The sequence below is a fragment of the Laspinema sp. D2d genome, from assembly GCF_025370755.1.
Classification (GTDB): domain Bacteria; phylum Cyanobacteriota; class Cyanobacteriia; order Cyanobacteriales; family Laspinemataceae; genus Laspinema.
Window position 1 is genome coordinate 1 of sequence record NZ_JAMXFC010000064.1, and the last position, 19,950, is coordinate 19,950.

Here is a 19,950-nt window from a genome sequence, read left to right on the forward strand (position 1 = left end):
TCATTTTTGTCCTACACTCTTTTAACAGTGGCTCCCCTCCTGGTGGGTCAAATTTCGCTTAGTCTAAACTCCAGTAAAATAGAGAAACTGCTCAAAGGTTAAGGGCTGAGAACTTACCTGAGTAGATCTCTTCTAACTGCCACTCCCTTTTCTATAGTAACGGTTGTTCTCCCACCGTTAAGGGGAGTTTTTTTGTATCTCCCCAATTTGGAATTTATAAATAAAACTTTAACCCTGGATAGGGTTAGGCTCGTCCACCACTATTCGAGATGTCTATAGCCCTCCTCAATATTATGTGTAGGGCCAACTCATAAATTTCTTCTCCAGCCTGTAGGTTCATGCTTTCAAGAGTTTTTTTGATGATTTAGAGGCGCGCTCTATATATTATTCTACTGTTTTTGTTATTTCCCCTTTTATTTTGCTCATCACAAAAGGCTACCATAAAATATTACAAGATATTTTTGTTACCCGTTAGCCTTGCCGGTGTTTCTCCTGGCTATTCTCTACTTTTATGTAATTTCAATTAAAATTTCTATAACCACTAATTTTTTTTCCCGTTATATCAATGCTAATTCTTATATTTAATGTAATATAATAAAACCAAATCCCTCTACTCACAATTAAATCGCTTTGGGCAAGATTCGACATAAGTATGTAAGTTAAAATAACCAGAGGAATTAAAGCCTCTGAATTTTTATAACGAATCATATACATAACTCCCAGGGCAAGGTTTCTGACAAAAGAAATAAAAAAACATAAGAAACCAACCCACCCAAAATCAATCATAACATCGATAAAGCCATTATGCCCGTGGTGAGCGACCCAACCAAAATCGCTAGTTGCATAAGGAGCAGCTGGGTTTTCTGGTCCACGCCAGCTTTGCCAAAAACCTTTATATCCATAGCCAAATAAAGGTTGTTTTGCAACTGCATATATCAAATTGGTCCATAAAGGAATCCTACCATTTAAAGTCATATCTTTATCAAGGACATCAACAATAATTGTTTCTGCATTTTCAATAACAAAAATTCCAATAATTATACTAAAAACTAAAAATATTGATAAAGCAGTAAAGGCTATTTTAAAGTTTAACTGTCTTAAGTATCTTAAACTTGCAACTAAGCCTAGTAATACAATCAAAACTACCTTGGCACTAGCTGAATTTGTTTGAAGCATCACGATTAAGGAAATAAAAGATATTGCTAATGATAAATTTCTTAACTTAGGATTTTCTATAGCATATAATGCCCAAATTATTGTAGTAAAAGACATTAAAGAACCTAAAGGATTTCCATGCCTTAACACTCCTTTCCATCCCTTGCCATCAACTCCGACTCCCGGCATTGCTATGGCATAAAAGAAGCTTAAAATACAAATAAATGCTGTACTTAATCGTAGAAACTGGCAAATTTCATTCCAACTATATCGCTTTGCTATGTGAGCAGCGACTGCCGACAGCCCTAAAAAAGTAAGACTCGCCCGCATCGTTATATTGGGAGTTTCTGACCAAAATATAGACAAGACTCCTAGGGCTAAAAATACCGCCAAAAAAGGATCTAGAAAAATCAGTAACATATTTTGTAAAAAATCGCTGTATCGAGTTTTTAAAATTAACATAATACAAGCGTAAGGTACGACGCGAATCATAATAGCTTGAACACCAATTTCATGAGCACCTAAGTCTTCTGGGTGAATCAAGTTAAAGGGAGATATTTGAATTCCAGGCATTATAAAAAATATTAATACAGTTACTATTTTTTCTAGTTTTTCAGGGTGTTTGCCTTGTGTAGCATATTCAAAAGCTACAGCTATGTAAACTACAAAAATGCCAAATAATAAAGGGAGAATTAAAGGATTAGATACTAAATCTTTAATTAAGTTACGCATAAAAACTACACCTCTCGTTGAATTTTGTGATACTTTTCAAAGAAAATACTCGAAAATGTTAGTTGATTATTGGTTGCTTTTCAAGCCTATAATATAAAGTTATTGATGAAGAATTAGAGCATAAAAACACTAAAAATTATGGGTTCTCTCTTACTATTATCCTCGTAATGATTTAAGTTACGAAGCTATCAAGTTCCGGATTAAGCCATTTTATTTGGGCGGCTGAACATTTAAATCATGTGATTCTATCAAAGAATCTGATGGTTATAGGGGGTAAGAAGTTTCTCACTCCCCCCTATTTACATAGGCCAGAGCTTAGTTAGGACTGTTTGAAAGCTCCCCCCCCCAACCATCCAGTAGTTCTTCTATAAAGTCTGAATCAACTGTAATCATTTAGGAAACATCTGTGGACAGGATAAAGTATCCCCAGTCATCATTATAATTTAACCTTAAATTATAAAGCTACCGAAGTCAGAGTTAGCAGATTGTGACCACTATTTTACTCAAGCCGGGAATACTCACTGGGGGCGTGAGATTTGGGTTCAATCCTTTCCCAAGCATGATCCATGTATTGACATTTACTGGGATCCCAATTAATTGCGTAATGCTCTCTGAACTGAAACATTCTTTCTCTAATGTCTTTGCGCAGACAAGAGACAAACGAATCGATCCTATGTTAAGTTTAAAACAAGAAAAAAAATAGTGGCCAGAGCTTAGATGAAATCTCTTTGTCAAGTCATTACCGTAACTGTTGGGTCTTTGACACTTTTATCTGTCATAGCCCAGACCTCTATGGTGCCATCTCTAGCCCAACCGCCCGGGACGGCTCCAGTTTTTTCTATACTAGCACTAGACGCTGGCAATGAACAACGACCAAGCCCTTATAGGTTAGGCTCTGGGGACCGCCTCAGAATCGACATATTTGATGCTCCAGATTATAGTGGAGAAACTACAGTTTTACTCGATGGAACAGTTAATCTGCTCCTAATTAGTCCTACTCTGGTTGAAGGGCTAACTCTAGAAGAGGCTACGGCAGCTATTTCGGCGAAATATGCCAGCGTGTTCAGGCGGCCTGTGGTTAACCTGAGCCTTGTTGCACCACGTCCTGTACAAATCTCGATTCTTGGAGAAGTTACCTCTCCGGGAAACTACACCTTTGAATTATTGGAGCCTGGAGGAGCAGCGCTTGGGTTTAAATATCCGACTCTCGTAGAAGCCATTGAGGAAGCTCAGGGCCTCAGACTGTCGGCTAACTTAGAGAATATCCAAGTCCGTCGAGTTGAAAATCTTGGTAACGATAGAGTGATTACAGTAAATCTCTGGGACTTCTTAGAGCGAGGTAATAAAACTCAGAATCTAATTCTGCGGGATGGAGATACGATTTATGTACCGACAGTTCCTAGCGTCAGCTTAAACCAAGTGCGCCAGTTAGCTTCTTCTCCTTTTATTCAGAATCCAGAAGAATCTCGCCAAGTTATGGTAGTTGGTGAAGTTACAACTCCCGGAGTCTATGTTTTACTCGGAGGAGTAACCGGGGTTGATCTTCGTGTAGGGGGACTCCCCACTGTAACCAGATTGCTTCAACAAGCTGGGGGAATAAAGATCCAGGCCGATATCCGTAAGATCCAGGTTCGTCGTATGACCATTTCGGGCGCTGAACAAATTATACCTGTTAACCTCTGGCAAATGTTACAAGCGGGTGATTTCACTCAAGATATGGTTTTACAAGATGGAGATGTGGTTTTTGTGCCTACAGCCAGCGATGTAAATCCGTCAGAAGTAGCTGAATTAACATCTGCAGTTTTTTCCCGTCAGACCATAGAAGTTTATGTCGTAGGAGAAGTCGGAAGATTTGGTTATGAGAAAATCGAAGTTAACACCAATACTTCTTTGAATCAGGCATTGCTGGCTGTCGGAGGATTTACACCCTCTTCAAGAAAAGATCAGGTAGAACTACTTCGTCTCAATGACGATGGCACGGTCACACAACGGAGGATCCCTATAGATTTTTCTCAAAGAATCAATGAACAAACCAATCCGCTTCTTCAGGATAACGATATTATTGTCGTAGATCAGTCTAAGTTGAATGAAGCCCTCAGAAACATCAATACCTTATTATCTCCAGTGCCTGCCCTTAATTCATTATTTAGGATTTTTGAATTTTTGAATTTTCTGGATGAGTGAATTTGGAAATTTTAGCCAGTTTATCTCTGCGAAATACTAGGGTACTTCATAGGCTATGAACAAAGCTTTTTTAACCTATTTCAATTTTATTTAGAGAATCACGAAGGAATCTTGTATTTTTGGGAAAGGAATTCAAATCTAGGCTATGTGACAATTAAATTTTAATTTTAATGATTAAAGCGCCCCTAAATGAATTTTACAATGGTTCTAAGCCCGAAAACCTTGGAGGGTGAGTATTTTTCGCTCTAATCTTTATGTCATAATGATTTAGACTTGCTAGATAAGTTAAGTATTGTTTTAGAAGTTTAAGAGAAGGCCACGTAAAAAATATGAATCCTAAATCTAATGAACCGCCGTTTTTCCACAGTTATCAAGTACCTCCATCTCAAGAGGTGATTAATCAATCCAATAAACTGGCTGAAAAAAATGAGGAAGAACTATTTAACCTAAGTTGGTTGTTAGGGGTTTTACGGCGGAGGTCTTTAGTGATGATTGGAGTGGCGCTCTCATTAACTGCTCTTATGGGAGGATTGACGATTCGCAAGTCAAAGCAGTTTATTCCCAGTTATGAAGGGTCATTTCGGCTATTAATAGAACCTGTTTCAGCCGAAGGCGTACTAGCTCGTCAATTTATTCAATCTCAAAGCGAAGGAGCTGATATTAATAAAATAAGAATTGAAAATGGTTTAGTTGATTATGAAACGTTAATCAGAGTTCTCAAAAGCCCTAAAATACTTAGCGCTATTCTTGAGGATGTACAGGTACAATATCCTGAAACAAATCCTTCTGATTTAAGTAAAAACTTAAAAATTAGACGATTAACCTATGAAATTTCTAGTCGAGAATTCGGTACTAAAATTTTAGAAGTAAGCTACATCAGCGATAACCCCAAAGAAATAGATTATGTATTAAATATTGCTTCAAAATATTACCTTGATTACAGCTTACAAGAACGCATGATAGGGATAAAGCAAGGAGTTGTCTTTATTGAAGAGCAGCTTCCTTTGATCCAAAATAAAGTCAACACTTTACAAGAGGAAATCCAAGAATTTCAGCAAAGATACCAGTTAATTAATCCAGATGTTCAAGGACGATTATTGTCTGAACACGCAGCAAAAATCGCAGAAGAGAAGCGGCTACTTCAAATTCAAATCGATAACAGTAGGGAAAAATATATATCCTTACAGAATCTATTTTCATCTGGTAATTATCAGGCAATCCTGGCTAATGTCCCCGGATACCAGCAGCTATTTATAGAGTTACAGGCTTTAGAAAGTGAAATTGCCAAAGAATCAAGCCGACTTCTTGATAATAGCCTACCCATGCAGTCGATGCGAGACAAGCAAGAAAATTTCCGGATGTTATTGAGTCAAGAGTCAGAAAAAGTTCTCAGACAAATTGCGGCAGAAGTGGAGGTGCTAAATCAAAGCAAGCAAGCTCTTGGGAGAGCTGAAGCTACTCTCAATCAAACTTTAGAAGAATTTCCTTTTTTGGTTCGCCAATACACCGATTTACAGAGACAGTTAGATGTGTCTACTGAAACGTTCAAGGAATTTTTATCCAAGCTTGAAGCTCTGAAGTTAGACGCAGCCCAGCAAGAAGTCCCGTGGCAACTTATCGATCCTCCTAGCCTCCCTCGCGATCAAAATGGTAATCCAATCCCCGCTAACCCACCACAAACTAGAAAAGATTTAGCGATTGTCGCGGTTTTAAGTATGCTGTTAGGAATAGGCTCAGGATTTTTAGTAGAGGTCCTGATAGTCGTTTTTCATACACCTGATGAGGTTAAGTTTGCAACTAAGCGGCCTATACTGGCTGTGATTCCCTTGGCCAAAGAACTCAATAGAAAAGCAAGAAAGACTAAGAAACTCTCTCCCATTCCCACAGGATCAGGTGGCAGTCAAATCTCCAGCCATCTTTTGGTTAGAGGTGCTCATACCGAGGGCCAGTACAGTTCTTCTCCCGTCTTAGAATCTTTCCGTTCTCTTTATACGAATATTCGTTTGTTGAGTTATGAAAGATCAGTTCATTCGTTAGTGATCGGTGCGGCTGAACCAGGAGATGGAAAGTCTACCGTCGCTGTTGAACTGGCGAAGACCGCTTCTGCGATTGGTCAACGGGTATTGCTTGTTGATGGAGATCTGCGTTCTCCAAAAATTCATACAAAAATGGATTTACCGAATTTACGAGGACTCAGTGATGCAATCTCTACAGATATTAGCCTGAATGATGCTATCCAACGAGCGCCTTTGGATGATAACTTATTTGTGTTAACATCCGGCCCAATTCCTTACGATCCAATTAAGCTGCTCTCTTCCAAAAAAATGCAGTCTCTTATGGAGCAGTTTCAAGACTTTTTTGATTTGGTGATTTATGACACACCACCCCTTGTGGGACTTGCAGATGGCAATCTCCTTGCGGCTCAGACAGATGGGCTAGTCCTAGTAGTGCGGCTGGGAAAAACAGACCGATATCAAGTCTCGAAAGCTTTAGATGCTTTACAAATATCTGGAGCTATAGTAATAGGTCTGGTTGTAAATGGGGCTAAACGTTAAGCTAAATGGCATCCAATTTTCTTAACTTATATACTGGTACTCCTGATCTTAAATCTTTAGTCTTATACCAAATCCGGTCGTCATAATATCAGAAAAAATCAGGCATAAGATAAGCCAAAAGTAATAAAGTTGTTCTACCTGGGCGGATAAAATGTGAAAATCTTCCGCCCTATTCTCCGGAGTTACAACCAGCAGAGCGGTTAGAGAATTTGATAGACAAGCCCTTAATTAATACTTATTTTGAAACCTTAAACAAGCTGGAAAAATTCTTAATTGAACGCTGCCGGTTTCTCCCAGAAAATATACAAACCGAAATTAGAGCTTTGACGAATTTTCAGGGGTTGACCTATTGAGCATTTGTTATAGACTTTTACCCAGCGGATTCCGTATAAGACTCCTCTGAGTCATGTTCGCCCCAATTCAGTATGGATTTTATGGGCTAAAGATCCTCATTCATGGGGATCAAAACCACAAATGAAAAAACTTACTTAATAATCTTCGCTTAATTATTTAACCGTTTATTAGCTTAAATCCCACATTCCGCATAAGTAAAAATACTTAGCTGGAATGTCTCCGCAAGTTTTTTGGCTGAAGCAACCATTTCTTTTAAATAGCTACAAACCTTTCCCCCTAAGATTTACAGCTATTTTCTGTAGAAGGGGTTCTATAACTCTCTCCAGCGGAGCAAGCGCTCAAAAAGTGCGGTTTTTATTGAGAATATTCTCAATAAGCCGGAAAACTCCGGTTACAGTGAGGACCATAGTTTCCCTAGATTTTTTATAAAATCGCTGAAACCCTTTATGGGCAAGGGTTTTTAAAAAATAAAAAGTCAGCAATTAAACCTGCGGAATGTGGGTTAAATCTCTTCCAACCTGGGTTGAAAGTTTTTCCTATTCGCTTACTCAAAATGGGTTTTAACCGATTAATTTCTTTCATGAATCGATTTTCGGAGGCTATTCCCTCCACTCCCGAAGTGGGTGATTTTCACTTTTCCGCCACCTACGGTGACAAAAGAGCGTTAACGATTTAGCCTCGTTTCAGGCAACGAGGGATCAGGCTTTCAACCGGCTTTGACAACAGAGCGATATGTAAAAGTTACAGTTTTTCCTCAACCTAGAGTGACAAAAGCGCGAGATTACAGAATGATTTAGCTTCTACACCTTAAGGCAATTTGTGAACCCAGTCGATCGCTCTAACTTCTGATTAGACCTCTCCAAGACTTACCCATTAGCACAATGAGATTGAGGCTTCTAGATTTATTCTTAGAGGGGCCTATGGGGTTTATAAGTTCACAGAATCTCTTGATTGGATTTGCGACGACGCGAGATAGCCATTGTTCCTGCCATAATTCCCAACCCAACTAATGCTGTAGGTTCTGGAACCGAGACGGCGCGAGCTGAAATCGTAAAATCTTGAAAGTCCTGATCATTGTTATTGCCGGTATCATCAAAACCAATTTTTACCCAATCACCAAACGGGTTGCTGGCTTGATAATTTGCGGCATTCTTAAAGAAGGTCGTGTCAGATCCAATACTACCCCAGGAGCCAAATAGAGCCTGCTGAGCTTGGCCTTGGTTCAAGAAACTGGTGGAGTAGACCTTACTCTGCTCACTATTAGTTGTTCTATGGTAGCTGAAAAGACCTAGGGTGTATTGTTTACTGGCCTCAAAGGTAAAACTCCCTTCGCATACTAGAACTGTAATCCCACAAGTCCCTACGTTATTACCAGTCTTCTCATTGCCTCCATTATGAGCTTGTACTTCTTTGAATAGATCTTTAACGACGAATAACTCGCCGCCATCAAGAACTTCTAAGATTTTAAGCTCCGAGCGGTAAAGTCCATCACTTTGATTGAAATTAAATTCAACTGTCGTATTTCGATTGAATGAGATACCACCAGTGCCGAATGTAAAAGCTTGAGCTGGAATAGCGGAGAAAATACCTATAAGCGTGGTGGCTGCTGCTGTTAGAGAATATGATTGGATGTTCATTGTTACCCTCACTTATTTTAACTATAGTGACCCTGAATCACCTTAAAGATGGATCCATGCCTTTTGGTCTAGTAGTGCGAGTTAGAAAGCTCGCTATCTCTAGGTTCTAATGATTTAGACTCGCTATAGACCATAAATATTGTTTATTATGATTTAGGCTGGATCCTAGATTTCTTAAGATGCCTAAGGGCGATGCATATCTTTGATTAAACTTTACCCTGCTGTCCGTGCTTATTCTATTAATACACTAAAACCACTGAAGTTCCACGATCGAGATCACAGCTTTAAAAAGTCTTTAAAATTTTAAGATTCACTCCGTAAAATTACGGTTTAAACTAAAACTAATTATTTTTTCAGTAAATAAAAAACTAGGGATCTACGGCTAACGACTTTTAATCAGTGAGCTGCCGTAACCCTGGGGAGGAGATCCCTCTAAACTGATGAATGAAGCAGGTTTGGAGAAGGGTTTTAGCCCGGGTCTTCCACAAGGTTCGTGAGAAAAAAATGATGAGGTTGACCCTTTGAAAGCCGTGACGAGTGCTGGTGTACCGGGATGTGATTGAGGAGTCCGGGGGGCTGATCGCCCTGAGAGAAAGGGAAAGTGGGCAGAATTTTGACCGTCGAGCCGTTCCCTGCCCCTATTTCCGTAAACTGTCACTGAAGATATGAGAGAAAATACGGAGATTGATCGCCCACTCACCCCGGAATCATCCGCGAAAAATTCCCCCTATTTCCTCTCTGTTAGAAAAGTTCTAGGGCGACGGTGAGGCAGTCTCGGTTTGACTCCCTTGCGATCGCCGTTCCTCCGCCGTCGCCATCACCTCATCCATTTTTTCCAGAATCTCCCCGGGATAATTCTCTAACACCTTTGTAGTCAGAGAAATCCGCCCTTTCCACTCATCAAGCTCGGCAATCACCACTTTAATCGGTTGTCCCACTTGAAACACGGTATGGAGAGCCGCCACGTATTTTTGACTGATCTGATTGATATGGAGCAACCCCGTCACTCCATTGAGGTCTACAAAAACCCCAAATGGCTTGAGTCCCACGACTTCCCCTTCAACCAGTTGACCGACTAGGAGTTGACTCATGCGCTTGGCGCGAGCTTGTAGGCGTTGAGATAGCACCAACTTATTCCGATCGCGATCGGCCTCCAAAATCGTAGCACTCAGATTCTGCCCGATGAGCTGCTCTAAATTCCCCCGCTCACTAAGGTGCGATCGCGGAATAAAACCGCGCAATCCTTCCACATTAACCGTGACACCCCCTTTATTCACGCCAATGACCCGGACGGGTAGCGATTCATTACTCTCTTGCACCTGAGCTAAATGCTCCCAGACTTTCCTCAATTCCATCTGGCGAATTGACACCTTGACTTGACCTTCGTCATTCGGTTCACTGACGATTAAAAAGTCCCGTTCTTCGTCGATCGGTACAATTTCTGCCAGATTGGTAACTGGCTTTACAGAAGCTTCCGCGAGGGGGAGAAAGGCTGCCGACTTACCCCCAATATCAATATAGGCCCCATCAGAAACATATTCAAAGGCTTTACCACGGACTTTCTGACCTTTACGAAAGTCATAATCTTGTTGTTCGAGGGCTTTAGCAAAATCCTCAGCAGAAAAAGAGGGTTGGGCCTTTTGAGAACGGGATGAGTTAGAATTCATCGTGATTAAAACAAAAAACAAAATTAAGATGAAGTTGAAATCGCTGGCACGGCGTCGCCGATCGCGGTGCCAACTAGAGTGATGGAATCGGCGCATTCCTAGAAAAACTGGGCCTTCGGCTGCAACGATCAAAATTGGCGTTAAAGCGATCGCCTTCCAACGGATTGTCCGCTCGCTTTAACACCTGATCCCCGAGAGCACACCCTAATTGTCCTCCCTTGACTCAATTCTGACGAACAATCTTGCAGTTTAGCAACTTTGACGGCCTGCGCCAAAAATTCCCACAGTCACGGAGGGCATTGCTACAGTCTGGGGAAGAGCAAACGAGGGTCTTGATAAAATCGGGAGCAATCAGTAGAAAAGAAAACTCCACAAACCCCATTTCTTATCCTACGGATCTAAATCTATCCCCATGCTCTAGCAATTGCGCCTTCCTAACAAAACACCGACAGAACCCTTCAGGGATGGATCTAGATCCTCTTCCTCCAGCAGACTCGCTTAGTCCCTGACTGGTGAACCGATCCATCGCCTCAAGTCCTAGAAAACTACATTAACCATAGGGGCCAAAATTAGCGGGACTCAGGGTATTGGCATTCACTCCTATCAATAGAGCTAATACTTCACCAGTTCCTATGACGCGGAGGAGTGTATCAGCACCAGCAGCTTCAACAGAGAGTCCCTCAAAGGACAGAGGAGCCGCTAACGCAATCAAATCCTCTGCCACATTAAAATCCATAATCATATCGGTACCATCTCCCGGTGCGTAAACAAACCGATCGCGACCGGGACCCCCTGCCAAGGTATCGGGACCCAAACCTCCAATGAGAATGTCATCTCCACCCCCGCCATTGATTCCATTAGCGGAAGTGTTCCCCAAAATCACATCATTAACAGGACTTCCCTGAAGATTTTCTAGGGTGGTTCCATAGGCAAGATAGGTCCCATAACTGCTGGCACTGTAAGGGAACTGGGTTGCATCATTAATCGCCAGGTAAGTAGAGGCATTCAGTGCACTCTGGTTGGTACTGCTCCCCCCTTCGTTCATATCAAAAAAGTAGCTCCCGATCGCTGGTAACGCGGAAAAATCAAAGGTATCAATTCCTCCAGCATCCCAAATCGTTTGCTTGACGCCAATAAAATTATTGCCATCAAACTGATATAAATCATTTCCGCTATTCCCCTCACTAAATCCATAGAGGAACTGGAGCGCCCGCATATCATAAGGCATGGGGGTACTGACTCCCACCCCGGCCGTATTGAAACTCATCGCGGTGTTGCTATTGTTATCCTGGACAAAGGATAAGCTTGGACCCTGAGCGGGGAATGTGGGCCGTTCGGCAAAACCAAACCCCGTATAATTATTAGGCTGCCTCAACCCTAGGGCATGACCAATTTCATGAACCAATCGTTGATAGCCAAAATTACCTCGGCTCTGAGAAAACGAGAACTGCGGATCGATTTCATAATTCCGACTCAGGACGATATCTCCCCCCGTTTCCAGTCCAGGTGCATTGCTATAAGCGTAAACCGGATCATTGGCAAATAAGATCCGGATCTGACCATTATTGGAGGGGCGATCTGGAACTTCTACCAAACTAAAAGGCAGGACTTCATCATACTCCTGCATAATTTGGCGAACATTATTTTTAATCGCTTCATTGACTTCTCCCACCCCGCTTTCAGGACCGGAATAACTCAGTGCGCTGGCGGTTTCTACGAAACTGTAACTGAGGACTCCGCCGACAGGAACGTTCCACTTGACAAAATTCTCCTCAAGTAAAGTCACGGAGGAAACGGGCGGGGGAGCATCATCAGTGGCGGGCGGATCGGCGGAAGGAGGGGCTTGGGGAATTAACAATGAATTAATGGCGATCGGATCAAAATACTCAGACGATCGCCGTCCCTCTTCGAGTCCTTCCAGGAGATATTGCTCCACCAGTTGAGGTAGGCTCAATCCTCTAGCCTGGAGATCTAGGTTATTGGCTAAATAGTAGGAAGGATTGAAGTTTAAAGAAGGGCGACGTCCTTCTTGAAGCCCGTTGAGTTGATAGTGGATGAGTAATTGTTCGCTGGTTGTTAATCCGGCGGCTTGGAGACCTGGATTATTTTCTCGATAAAAAATGGGGTCAAAAATTAAAGAAGATCGTCGGTCTTCCCTAATACCGTAGAGGGCAAAATGAGCGATCGCCTTTTGGCGATTATTGGGACCAAACGCTTCGGATAAGGCTGGATTTTGATTCAGATATAAAATCGGATCAAAAAATGGAGAAAAGCTGACATTCCTAAGCTCTTCCTCGGGAACCGGAAGACCCTCGATATCTAAATCAGTCTCAACTTCTAGCTGAGTTTCCAGAAAGAGATTGAACAGGTTTTCATTCAGGGAGGGGGGTTGAGGACGATTGGGGTCCAGAAGAATGAACGGAGAAACGGGTTGTTGAGCAACGGGAGTGAGCTGGGTAATAATCTCTGGATCGAGCTGTTCGAGATTTTTACGATAAAAATCCAAATCGAAAATTGGAGAAAATTTCCGTCCCTGGTCGAGACCTACATTAATAAAGTGATCGAACAGGTCGCGATTATTTAACCCGGCTAAATCTGGGTTAGCAATTCGATAAAAGTTGGGATCGAAGGGGATGAGAATGCGCCGTCCCTCTGCTACCCCTCGTTCTGTAAAGTGAGTCTGCAATTGCTCGGGATTGAGTCCGATCAAGTCGGGATTGGCTAACAAATAGAGTTCTGCATTAAAATACTCGGTTTCAGGGGGTGCAAGCGCCAGACCCGGTAAAACACCATCAACCATGATTTTTTCCTCTTAATTACAGTTTCATTAAAGTTGGCGGATGTACGACCTGCCCCATTGGATACTGATCATGCCAATCGTGCCAAAATTTTCACGCGTTGCGATCGCTGAGGGTTAACCCAACCGATCGCCCAGTCGCCTCCTGCGTCGTTTCATAGGCCAGCTTATGATAACCCAGGACAATTTCCCAGCCCTTCACAGGGATTGGAAGGTTTCCTCGAACAGTTGCTGGATCTGAGTCCAAGCATCAAGGGCAGCTTCGGGATTGTAGCTGGATCTGTGATCGCATAAAAACCCGTGGGTTGCCCCGGGGTATCGAATCACCCGGTGACGAATGCCGTGTTTTTGGAGTTCCGCCTCGATTTCGTTAACTTGTTCGTTGGGGATTAACGGGTCTTCTGTGCCAAACAACAGGGCGATCGTCCCGGTAATTTTGGGGGTGATACTCAAGCTAGGTTCCCCCCCTCCCGGGGTCCAGTTGACAATTCCCGCCCCATAACAGGAGGCAGTCGCCTTAATTTCTGGAAGGGTCGCCGCCAGATAGGCTACATGGCCCCCAAAGCAAAACCCGATACAACCCATTGCCGTTGTGTTTACTGAAGGGAGGGTTTTCAAGTAATCCAGAGTTGCTTGGGTATCGCTGAGGAGTTCTGAAACCTGGGTTTGCTCTTTATAGTGCCGTCCTAGGGTTAATTCTTGTTCGGAGTACCCCAGCTCAAACTCGGGTGCGGTGCGTTGGTATAATGCCGGGGCGATCGCCACATATCCCATTTTGGCGATTTTCTCGGTCACCGATCGGATATGTTCGTTGACCCCAAAAATTTCCTGAAACACGATAATTCCGGGAAATGGACCAACTCCCACGGGTTGCGCCAGATACGCAGAAATCAGTAAATCTGCATTCGGCACTTTGACCTGAGCGCTTTTTATCTCTAAATCTGTCATATTCTTTTTGACTGGTTTGCCTTACAACCTGCTTTTTCCATTAACTCCTATCTTGTACTTAAACGAGTTGACTTTCATGCCTAAGTCCCCCTTTTACTCTTCACTACTTTATCGATTAGCTAAGGTGCCTCTTTTGAGCCTGGGCGCACGGGATCTCCTTGGACCGCAAGCCCTGACCCGTTGTTACAACTCATGATTCTATCGCTATTTTTTCCCAGATGGGTCAAGCATAGCAGCTACTTCCCTTTAAAAAACCCTCAATGAGATGCACCGCTTAAAATGCTAGACTTAAATAGAACTCAGTGGTTGAGAACACCGATTTATCTTTCCCATTTGAACCCTAAAATTGCACCGGGCTGTCTTGTTAATCTACTCAACCCAGAGGCAACTTAAGCATGGAACAAACGACCACCGGCTTAAGTCCAATCCTCTTCCACAAGCGGGATTTGAGCCGTCTCATCATAATAAGTATCCCCTTAAGGGGTGACTGGTATGGTTGGCGATCCCCCACTCGACAAACAGGCTTCTTCCTAGATACAAAAGAAGAGAGAGCACGCTGGCCGTCGTTGAAACGGTGCGACGTCTCCCAAATCCCCGTCAGCAGCAGAATATCTCTAACCGTTTAATCCGAGTGCATTGGAGTCCCTAGAATGCTTCAGTTTCATATCAAGACCGAAAGCGAAATCCCGGCATCCACTCAATTGTTTAATCAAATCCGCTTTGCGATCGCCTCTCGACAAATTCCCCCCGGGGAAAAACTGCCGAGTACCCGCGCTTTGGCGATTCAAACGGGTCTGCACCGCAACACGATCTCTAAAGTTTACCGTCAACTCGAAGAACTCGGACTCGTAGACTCCCAAGCGGGTTCAGGCATTTACGTTCGCGATGAAAATCAAGAACGTGTGGTCCGCATGACGTCTCCCCTGTTTCAAAAATATCCTGATGCCTATAAAACGGTAAAACGAAGTTTAGATGAATTGCTGCAACAGGGATGTTCTCTCAATCAGGCGCGGGAGCTATTTTTAACAGAAATTGATTGGCGCTTGCGATGCAGTGCTCGGGTATTAGTCACTGCACCGACTCATGATATCGGTGCAGGGCAATTAATGGCCTTTGAAATCGAACAAGAACTCAAAATTCCGGTGCAGTTGGTTCCCTTAGAAGACCTCTCCAAGGCACTAGAACAGACTCCAACAGGAACTGTAGTCACGAGTCGCTATTTTTTCAATAAAGCAGAAGAAGTCGCGGGTCCGAAAGCAGTTCGGGTGATTCCCATCGATACTTATGACTATATGGAAGAGATGGAATTAGTCAAAACGTTACCCAAAAATAGTTATTTTGGGATTGTTTGTTTGAGTTTAGGAATTATGCGGGTTGCAGAAGTGATTATTCATAGTTTGCGTGGAGAAGATGTCCTAGTAATGACCAGTCAACCCGATGACGCCTACAAAGTGAATGCCGTAGTCCGGACTGCTCATACCATTATCTGTGATCAACCCAGTTATAATAAGGTCCGAGGGGCCATCCATGCGGCGCGAGAGGAAATGATTCGCGCCCCTCGGGTATTTAAGACGGAGAATTATATTGGGGTAGACTCCCTGAATATGCTCAAACGGGAATTGGGGTTTGAGTAACGGTAGATTTAGCGATCGCCCTCTTCAGATATCGGCGGCGATCGCATTGCTTCCCGTCCCAACATCATCAATCCCGCCACCCCCAACCCCACAAACCCCACATATTCAGACCAATATCTAAGCATCTGCTGCTTCACCGTCAGTCCCGGATGCATTGCCGTGATATAAAGCAACAGCGACATCAGCAACAACGCCGAAACTCCCACAAACAGTAACCCGATTTGAATCCGCGCCGGTTTCAGGTCCTCATCTCCCACATCCTCCAGTTCCCGCTTAATTTGCTCGATCAGCGGGATTTGTGCTTCGGTAGCATCCGAACTGGGTACAGAGAGATCCGCAAGGGCGATCGGCAAATTCGCATCCTGCGGAACTTCTAAATCTAGGGAGATCTCCGTTACCGGCACTAATTCCAAAGGCGGTAACACTTCAGGGTCTGCAAACTCCAGAATTTCAGGAGTCGGTTTAGGAATCCGTTCCGGTTGCCAATCCATATCATCTTTATCGATAAACCTCTCCCTAGACTAACGCACCGCCAGAAAACTCAGACAAAACTTAGTCTAAGGCTTGACAAATCACCTGATTTATGATGTAAACAACCTCATCAACCCCGCTTCTGGAACTCATCTAAGCGCGCTAACACCTCCACGCTGTGAGTTGCGGGACGGACCCCGAGAAAGGTTTCGCGCAAAATGCCTTCCGGGTCAATCATAAAACTATGACGCATAGACATCGGAGGAATCCAGGACCCATAAGCTTTGCTCACAGCACCATCAGTATCGGCTAACAGGGGAAATCGCAACCCTTCCGAATCGCAGAATTCCGCATGAGAGTCCACCGAATCTGCACTCACCCCGAGGATTTGAGCATTTCTGTCCATATATTTAGGTAAATCCTGTTGAAAGCGCCGCGCTTCTAAGGTGCAACCGGAGGTAAAGTCTTTCGGATAGAAATACAACACCACCCACTGTCCCCGATAGTCAGACAGGGAAATATTGCCATTGCCGGTATTCGTGGGGAGGGTAAATTCGGGTGCCGGTTCGCCGATCGCAGGCAGTTTACCCCCCATAGAGTAAGCGGCAGGGACCCAGTTGAACCAGGCGAGGAAGGCGAGAGTCGCAGCGAGAAAGAGTCGGAAAAAATGGCGACGGGACATGATGATGAATGGAGAGAGGGGATTATTTTAGATTAGTTTAGCTTGCGATCGGTCTGCGCCTCAAACCTTTCGCCACCGCCACTGCACTCAACCGTCAGGAAAACTCCACCTCGCTCTTGACCCCGGTAGAGATTGCAGGGTTAGGATGGAAAAGAACGCTACAATCCCTCCATCCCCTATTCTCCAACCTTCTGCTGATTGATGAACAGCCCATCATCCACCCCATGCCCCTTTGTTGCCGGATCCATGATTACCGACCCTCGGTATTTTGTGGGACGGCGCGAGCAATTGGATCGTCTAACCTCCTCTGCCAGCGGTGCTCAACCCACGAGCATTAATGTGGTGGGAAAGCGTCGGATTGGCAAATCTTCCTTGCTGTATCATTTTTGCCAAACTTATGAACAGCGCCTCCAGGCTCCTGGGGCCAATCCTCAACAACAGTATGTGGCGATTTATCTGTCCTTGGAAGCTGCATCTTGTCAAACCCGCTCGGATTTTTATCAGGCAGTGGCGCGGGAGTTTCTCAGACGTCCCTCAGTGAAAACGAACCCCAGTTTAACCGACCCTCTTTCTCGGTCATCCTTTAATCATCAATCTTTTGCAGAGGCGATGTTTGCATGGAAAGATACCCAAGTTTTGCCTATCCTCTGCTTGGATAAGATCGAGGCACTGTTTAAGTATCCCCAAGAATTTAATGATGGGTTTTTTGATAACCTGCGCTCGCTTTTAGATGCCAATGCCTTAATGGTGATTATCGCCTCTTATAAAAACCTCGATATCTACAGTCGTCAACATCGCTTGACCTCTTCCTTTTTTAATCTGGGTCATCCTTTACCCTTGAGAGGAATCACAGAAATGGAAGCAATGGATTTAGTGCGGTTACCCCAAACAACTGACCCGAGTTTGCAACCAGCATTAAGTCCGGAAAAACAACAAATTGCGATTCAATGGGGTGGGAGACATCCTTATTTATTGCAACTGGCAGCGTTTTGGTTGTGGGAAGCCAGAAAAGGCGATCGCGATCTTAAATGGGCGAAACAGCAGTTTGACCAACAGGCAAAGCGCGTCCCCGGATGGCGACTGGATGGACGGCGCATCTGGCGCGGGTTTCGCTGGGTGATTTGGGATTTGCCTAAAAGTCTATTCGGGGTGACCAAAACCATAGGAGCCGGAGTCAATGAAGTGATTGGAATTGGCATCGGCCTGATTGTGATTGTTGTGTTCATTTTGGCCTTATCCGGTCAAATTAGTTGGGTGGATTTTTCTCAACAAATCAAAAGAGTATTATGTAGTACCTGGGGGAGTGCGATCGAACAATGGTGTCAGGCTAAGTAATACTCCATTCCAATCAACCCACTCATTTCTAACCTGACCTGATTATGTCTCAACCCAGTTCCCTCTCTCAATTCTGGATTTATCTGAGCGAATGCACCCGCCTTCTCTACTGGGCCTATTTTAAACCGTTTACCTTTCAACGGTGGTTGGCTGATATCTATCCAGAACTCTCACCCACGGATAATCCCTTTTCTAAACAACAGGAATTTGCTCAAAACCCCCCCCTCCGTCGTTATGCCTATCAAGTCTGGTGGTTGAGTTTGACGGTACCGTTTCTAACCGTGTTACTCGTCGCACCCATTTATTCGATGGCAAGCGGGGAACCGTTTAATGGGTTACGCAGTAGCTTAATTTTGCTGGGGTGGACGATTGGGTTACTGCTGGCGCGGTCCAATTCTCAAAAGAGAGAGCAATGGTTTTACGGGGTACTCATCATCCTCGCGATTATTGTATTCCTCTTTCAAGTCATTTCCCGATTTACCCCTGAAGCTGAGGCCCTGCGCCAATCTTTATTTTCTTCGCCGCTATTCAGTGCGTTATTGTTTGTAATATGTGGTGTAACATCGGCTGTAGTATCTTCTATGGCATTCAGTGTAGCATCAGGTGTAATACTAGGTGTAGCATTAAGTGTAGCATTAGGTGTAGCGTCAAATATACGAGGGTGTGTAGCGTCGTGTGTAACGCTCGATGTAGGGTCGTTTGTAGCATTTAGTATAGCATTTAGTATAGTATTGCGTGTAGAATTGAATGTAGTATTGCGTCTGGCATTTGGTGTAGTATCGGGCGTAGCATCGGGTGTAGCATCGGGTGTAGCATTTGGTGTGGCATTTGGTATAGGAGTTGGTATAGCATCGAGTGTAGGATTTGGTATAGCATTGGGTGTAGCATTGGGTGTAGCATCGATTATCGGAGTGTTGCGCGTTTACTTTTGGATCCCAGAATTGTTCGGGTCCCTTGCCCTCTTCCTATTTTCTCGACAACGATCGCCATCCAAAACCCTCCCCTATTTACCCCCACGGTTTGATGAATTAATTTACCTCCCCCTGCCCTTTCTCGACACCTTAATTATCGAATCCTACCCAGAAAATCCTGCTGCCGCCCGTCAAACCATTGATTATCTGATTACCTCCACCAATCAACAGCAACTCGCCGCCAATGCTATCGTGGGAATTGCCTTAACCACCCTCGATCGCTGTCAAACTATCACCGATATTGTCGCTATTTCTGACGAACTCAACTGGATACCCTCCCCTCCCCCCAAACAACTCGGGGAAATCCTGCCAAATTTCCTAGAAATCAGCCAAACCGTGCGAGCAACCCAAAGCGCCACCACCGCCTATCGCCGGATTGAACTCCTGCAAAAACCGATCGCCGCCCTGGGTGAAATCCAAAACCGCTTGGCATTTAACCGCAATCCCTTCCTCGCCACCAGTTTTGGCAGCATCACTCAACGCTGGTTACAAATCCTCCAAACCGCCTGCCGCACCCTCACGGAAGCTGCGGAAAAATCCGGGGAAATTCTCCAACCCTATATCGCCGGTTCTGCCCTCGACCCTGACGATGCCAAATCTCGCTTCAAAGGGCGTCAGGATTTGTTTCGGCAAATCGAAAACTTGAGTCTGTCCCCCCAACCCCCGATATTACTCCTCTACGGAGGACGACGCACCGGCAAAACCTCCACCTTAAAATATCTGCCTCAGAAAGTCGGTGCCGATCTCGTCCCTGGAGTTTAGACTAAGCGAAATTTGACCCACCAGGAGGGGAGCCACTGTTAAAAGAGTGTAGGACAAAAATGAGAA

General features: G+C 44.1%; 12 protein-coding genes. 5 read left to right on the forward strand and 7 right to left on the reverse strand.

The features are described from left to right. Positions 1-519: 519 nt before the first annotated feature. Positions 520-1,887, reverse strand: coding sequence for an O-antigen ligase family protein (locus NG796_RS25515; protein WP_261210229.1), 1,368 nt, complete (start codon positions 1,885-1,887; stop codon positions 520-522). 717 nt (positions 1,888-2,604) lie between these two features. Here NG796_RS25515 and NG796_RS25520 point away from each other — a divergent pair. Together NG796_RS25520 and NG796_RS25525 are read left to right on the forward strand one after the other, a co-directional pair. Next, on the forward strand, positions 2,605-4,071 hold the full coding sequence (locus tag NG796_RS25520) for a polysaccharide biosynthesis/export family protein (RefSeq protein ID WP_261210231.1): 1,467 nt from the start codon (positions 2,605-2,607) through the stop codon (positions 4,069-4,071). A gap of 329 nt (positions 4,072-4,400) precedes the next feature. Next, positions 4,401-6,626: a GumC family protein gene (locus NG796_RS25525; protein ID WP_261210232.1), complete on the forward strand. Its 2,226-nt coding sequence runs from the start codon at positions 4,401-4,403 to the stop codon at positions 6,624-6,626. 1,289 nt (positions 6,627-7,915) lie between these two features. Here the strand turns inward: NG796_RS25525 and NG796_RS25530 are convergent. From NG796_RS25530 to NG796_RS25545, 4 genes are all read right to left on the reverse strand, one after another. Beyond that, on the reverse strand, positions 7,916-8,617 hold the full coding sequence (locus NG796_RS25530) for a PEP-CTERM sorting domain-containing protein (protein WP_261210233.1): 702 nt from the start codon (positions 8,615-8,617) through the stop codon (positions 7,916-7,918). A 752-nt stretch (positions 8,618-9,369) separates the two neighbouring features. Beyond that, positions 9,370-10,284, reverse strand: a complete 915-nt coding sequence (locus tag NG796_RS25535) for a S1 RNA-binding domain-containing protein (RefSeq protein WP_261210240.1) — start codon at positions 10,282-10,284, stop codon at positions 9,370-9,372. A 550-nt stretch (positions 10,285-10,834) separates the two neighbouring features. After that, entirely contained in the window at positions 10,835-13,084 is a 2,250-nt protein-coding gene (locus NG796_RS25540; protein WP_261210234.1) for a M10 family metallopeptidase, read from the reverse strand. Between the two features lie 195 nt (positions 13,085-13,279). Continuing rightward, positions 13,280-14,029: a dienelactone hydrolase family protein gene (locus NG796_RS25545; RefSeq protein ID WP_261210235.1), complete on the reverse strand. Its 750-nt coding sequence runs from the start codon at positions 14,027-14,029 to the stop codon at positions 13,280-13,282. 650 nt (positions 14,030-14,679) lie between these two features. Here NG796_RS25545 and NG796_RS25550 point away from each other — a divergent pair. Continuing rightward, on the forward strand, positions 14,680-15,663 hold the full coding sequence (locus NG796_RS25550) for a GntR family transcriptional regulator (protein WP_254563581.1): 984 nt from the start codon (positions 14,680-14,682) through the stop codon (positions 15,661-15,663). Between the two features lie 8 nt (positions 15,664-15,671). Here the strand turns inward: NG796_RS25550 and NG796_RS25555 are convergent, their stop codons facing one another. Both NG796_RS25555 and NG796_RS25560 read right to left on the reverse strand, forming a co-directional pair. Continuing rightward, entirely contained in the window at positions 15,672-16,154 is a 483-nt protein-coding gene (locus NG796_RS25555; protein ID WP_261210237.1) for a hypothetical protein, read from the reverse strand. A gap of 110 nt (positions 16,155-16,264) precedes the next feature. Beyond that, the gene (locus tag NG796_RS25560; protein ID WP_261210241.1) at positions 16,265-16,819 is read right to left on the reverse strand and encodes a peroxiredoxin; all 555 of its coding nucleotides are present in this window, start codon (positions 16,817-16,819) and stop codon (positions 16,265-16,267) included. Positions 16,820-17,062: 243 nt separating this feature from the next. Here NG796_RS25560 and NG796_RS25565 point away from each other — a divergent pair, with 243 nt between their 5' ends. Further along, entirely contained in the window at positions 17,063-18,151 is a 1,089-nt protein-coding gene (locus NG796_RS25565) for an AAA-like domain-containing protein (protein ID WP_261210238.1), read from the forward strand. 44 nt (positions 18,152-18,195) lie between these two features. Then, positions 18,196-19,884: an ATP-binding protein gene (locus NG796_RS25570; protein ID WP_261210239.1), complete on the forward strand. Its 1,689-nt coding sequence runs from the start codon at positions 18,196-18,198 to the stop codon at positions 19,882-19,884. The last annotated feature ends 66 nt before the right edge of the window (positions 19,885-19,950 follow it).

Excerpts from the sequence above, each read along its gene's own strand:
- NG796_RS25545 (WP_261210235.1), bottom strand. The coding sequence starts at position 14,029 with ATGACAGATTTAGAGATAAAAAGCGCTCAGGTCAAAGTGCCGAATGCA.
- NG796_RS25520 (WP_261210231.1), top strand. The coding sequence starts at position 2,605 with ATGAAATCTCTTTGTCAAGTCATTACCGTAACTGTTGGGTCTTTGACA.
- NG796_RS25515 (WP_261210229.1), bottom strand. The coding sequence starts at position 1,887 with ATGCGTAACTTAATTAAAGATTTAGTATCTAATCCTTTAATTCTCCCT.
- NG796_RS25550 (WP_254563581.1), top strand. The coding sequence starts at position 14,680 with ATGCTTCAGTTTCATATCAAGACCGAAAGCGAAATCCCGGCATCCACT.
- NG796_RS25525 (WP_261210232.1), top strand. The coding sequence starts at position 4,401 with ATGAATCCTAAATCTAATGAACCGCCGTTTTTCCACAGTTATCAAGTA.
- NG796_RS25570 (WP_261210239.1), top strand. The coding sequence starts at position 18,196 with ATGTCTCAACCCAGTTCCCTCTCTCAATTCTGGATTTATCTGAGCGAA.
- NG796_RS25530 (WP_261210233.1), bottom strand. The coding sequence starts at position 8,617 with ATGAACATCCAATCATATTCTCTAACAGCAGCAGCCACCACGCTTATA.
- NG796_RS25565 (WP_261210238.1), top strand. The coding sequence starts at position 17,063 with ATGATTACCGACCCTCGGTATTTTGTGGGACGGCGCGAGCAATTGGAT.
- NG796_RS25535 (WP_261210240.1), bottom strand. The coding sequence starts at position 10,284 with ATGAATTCTAACTCATCCCGTTCTCAAAAGGCCCAACCCTCTTTTTCT.
- NG796_RS25540 (WP_261210234.1), bottom strand. The coding sequence starts at position 13,084 with ATGGTTGATGGTGTTTTACCGGGTCTGGCGCTTGCACCCCCTGAAACC.
- NG796_RS25555 (WP_261210237.1), bottom strand. The coding sequence starts at position 16,154 with ATGGATTGGCAACCGGAACGGATTCCTAAACCGACTCCTGAAATTCTG.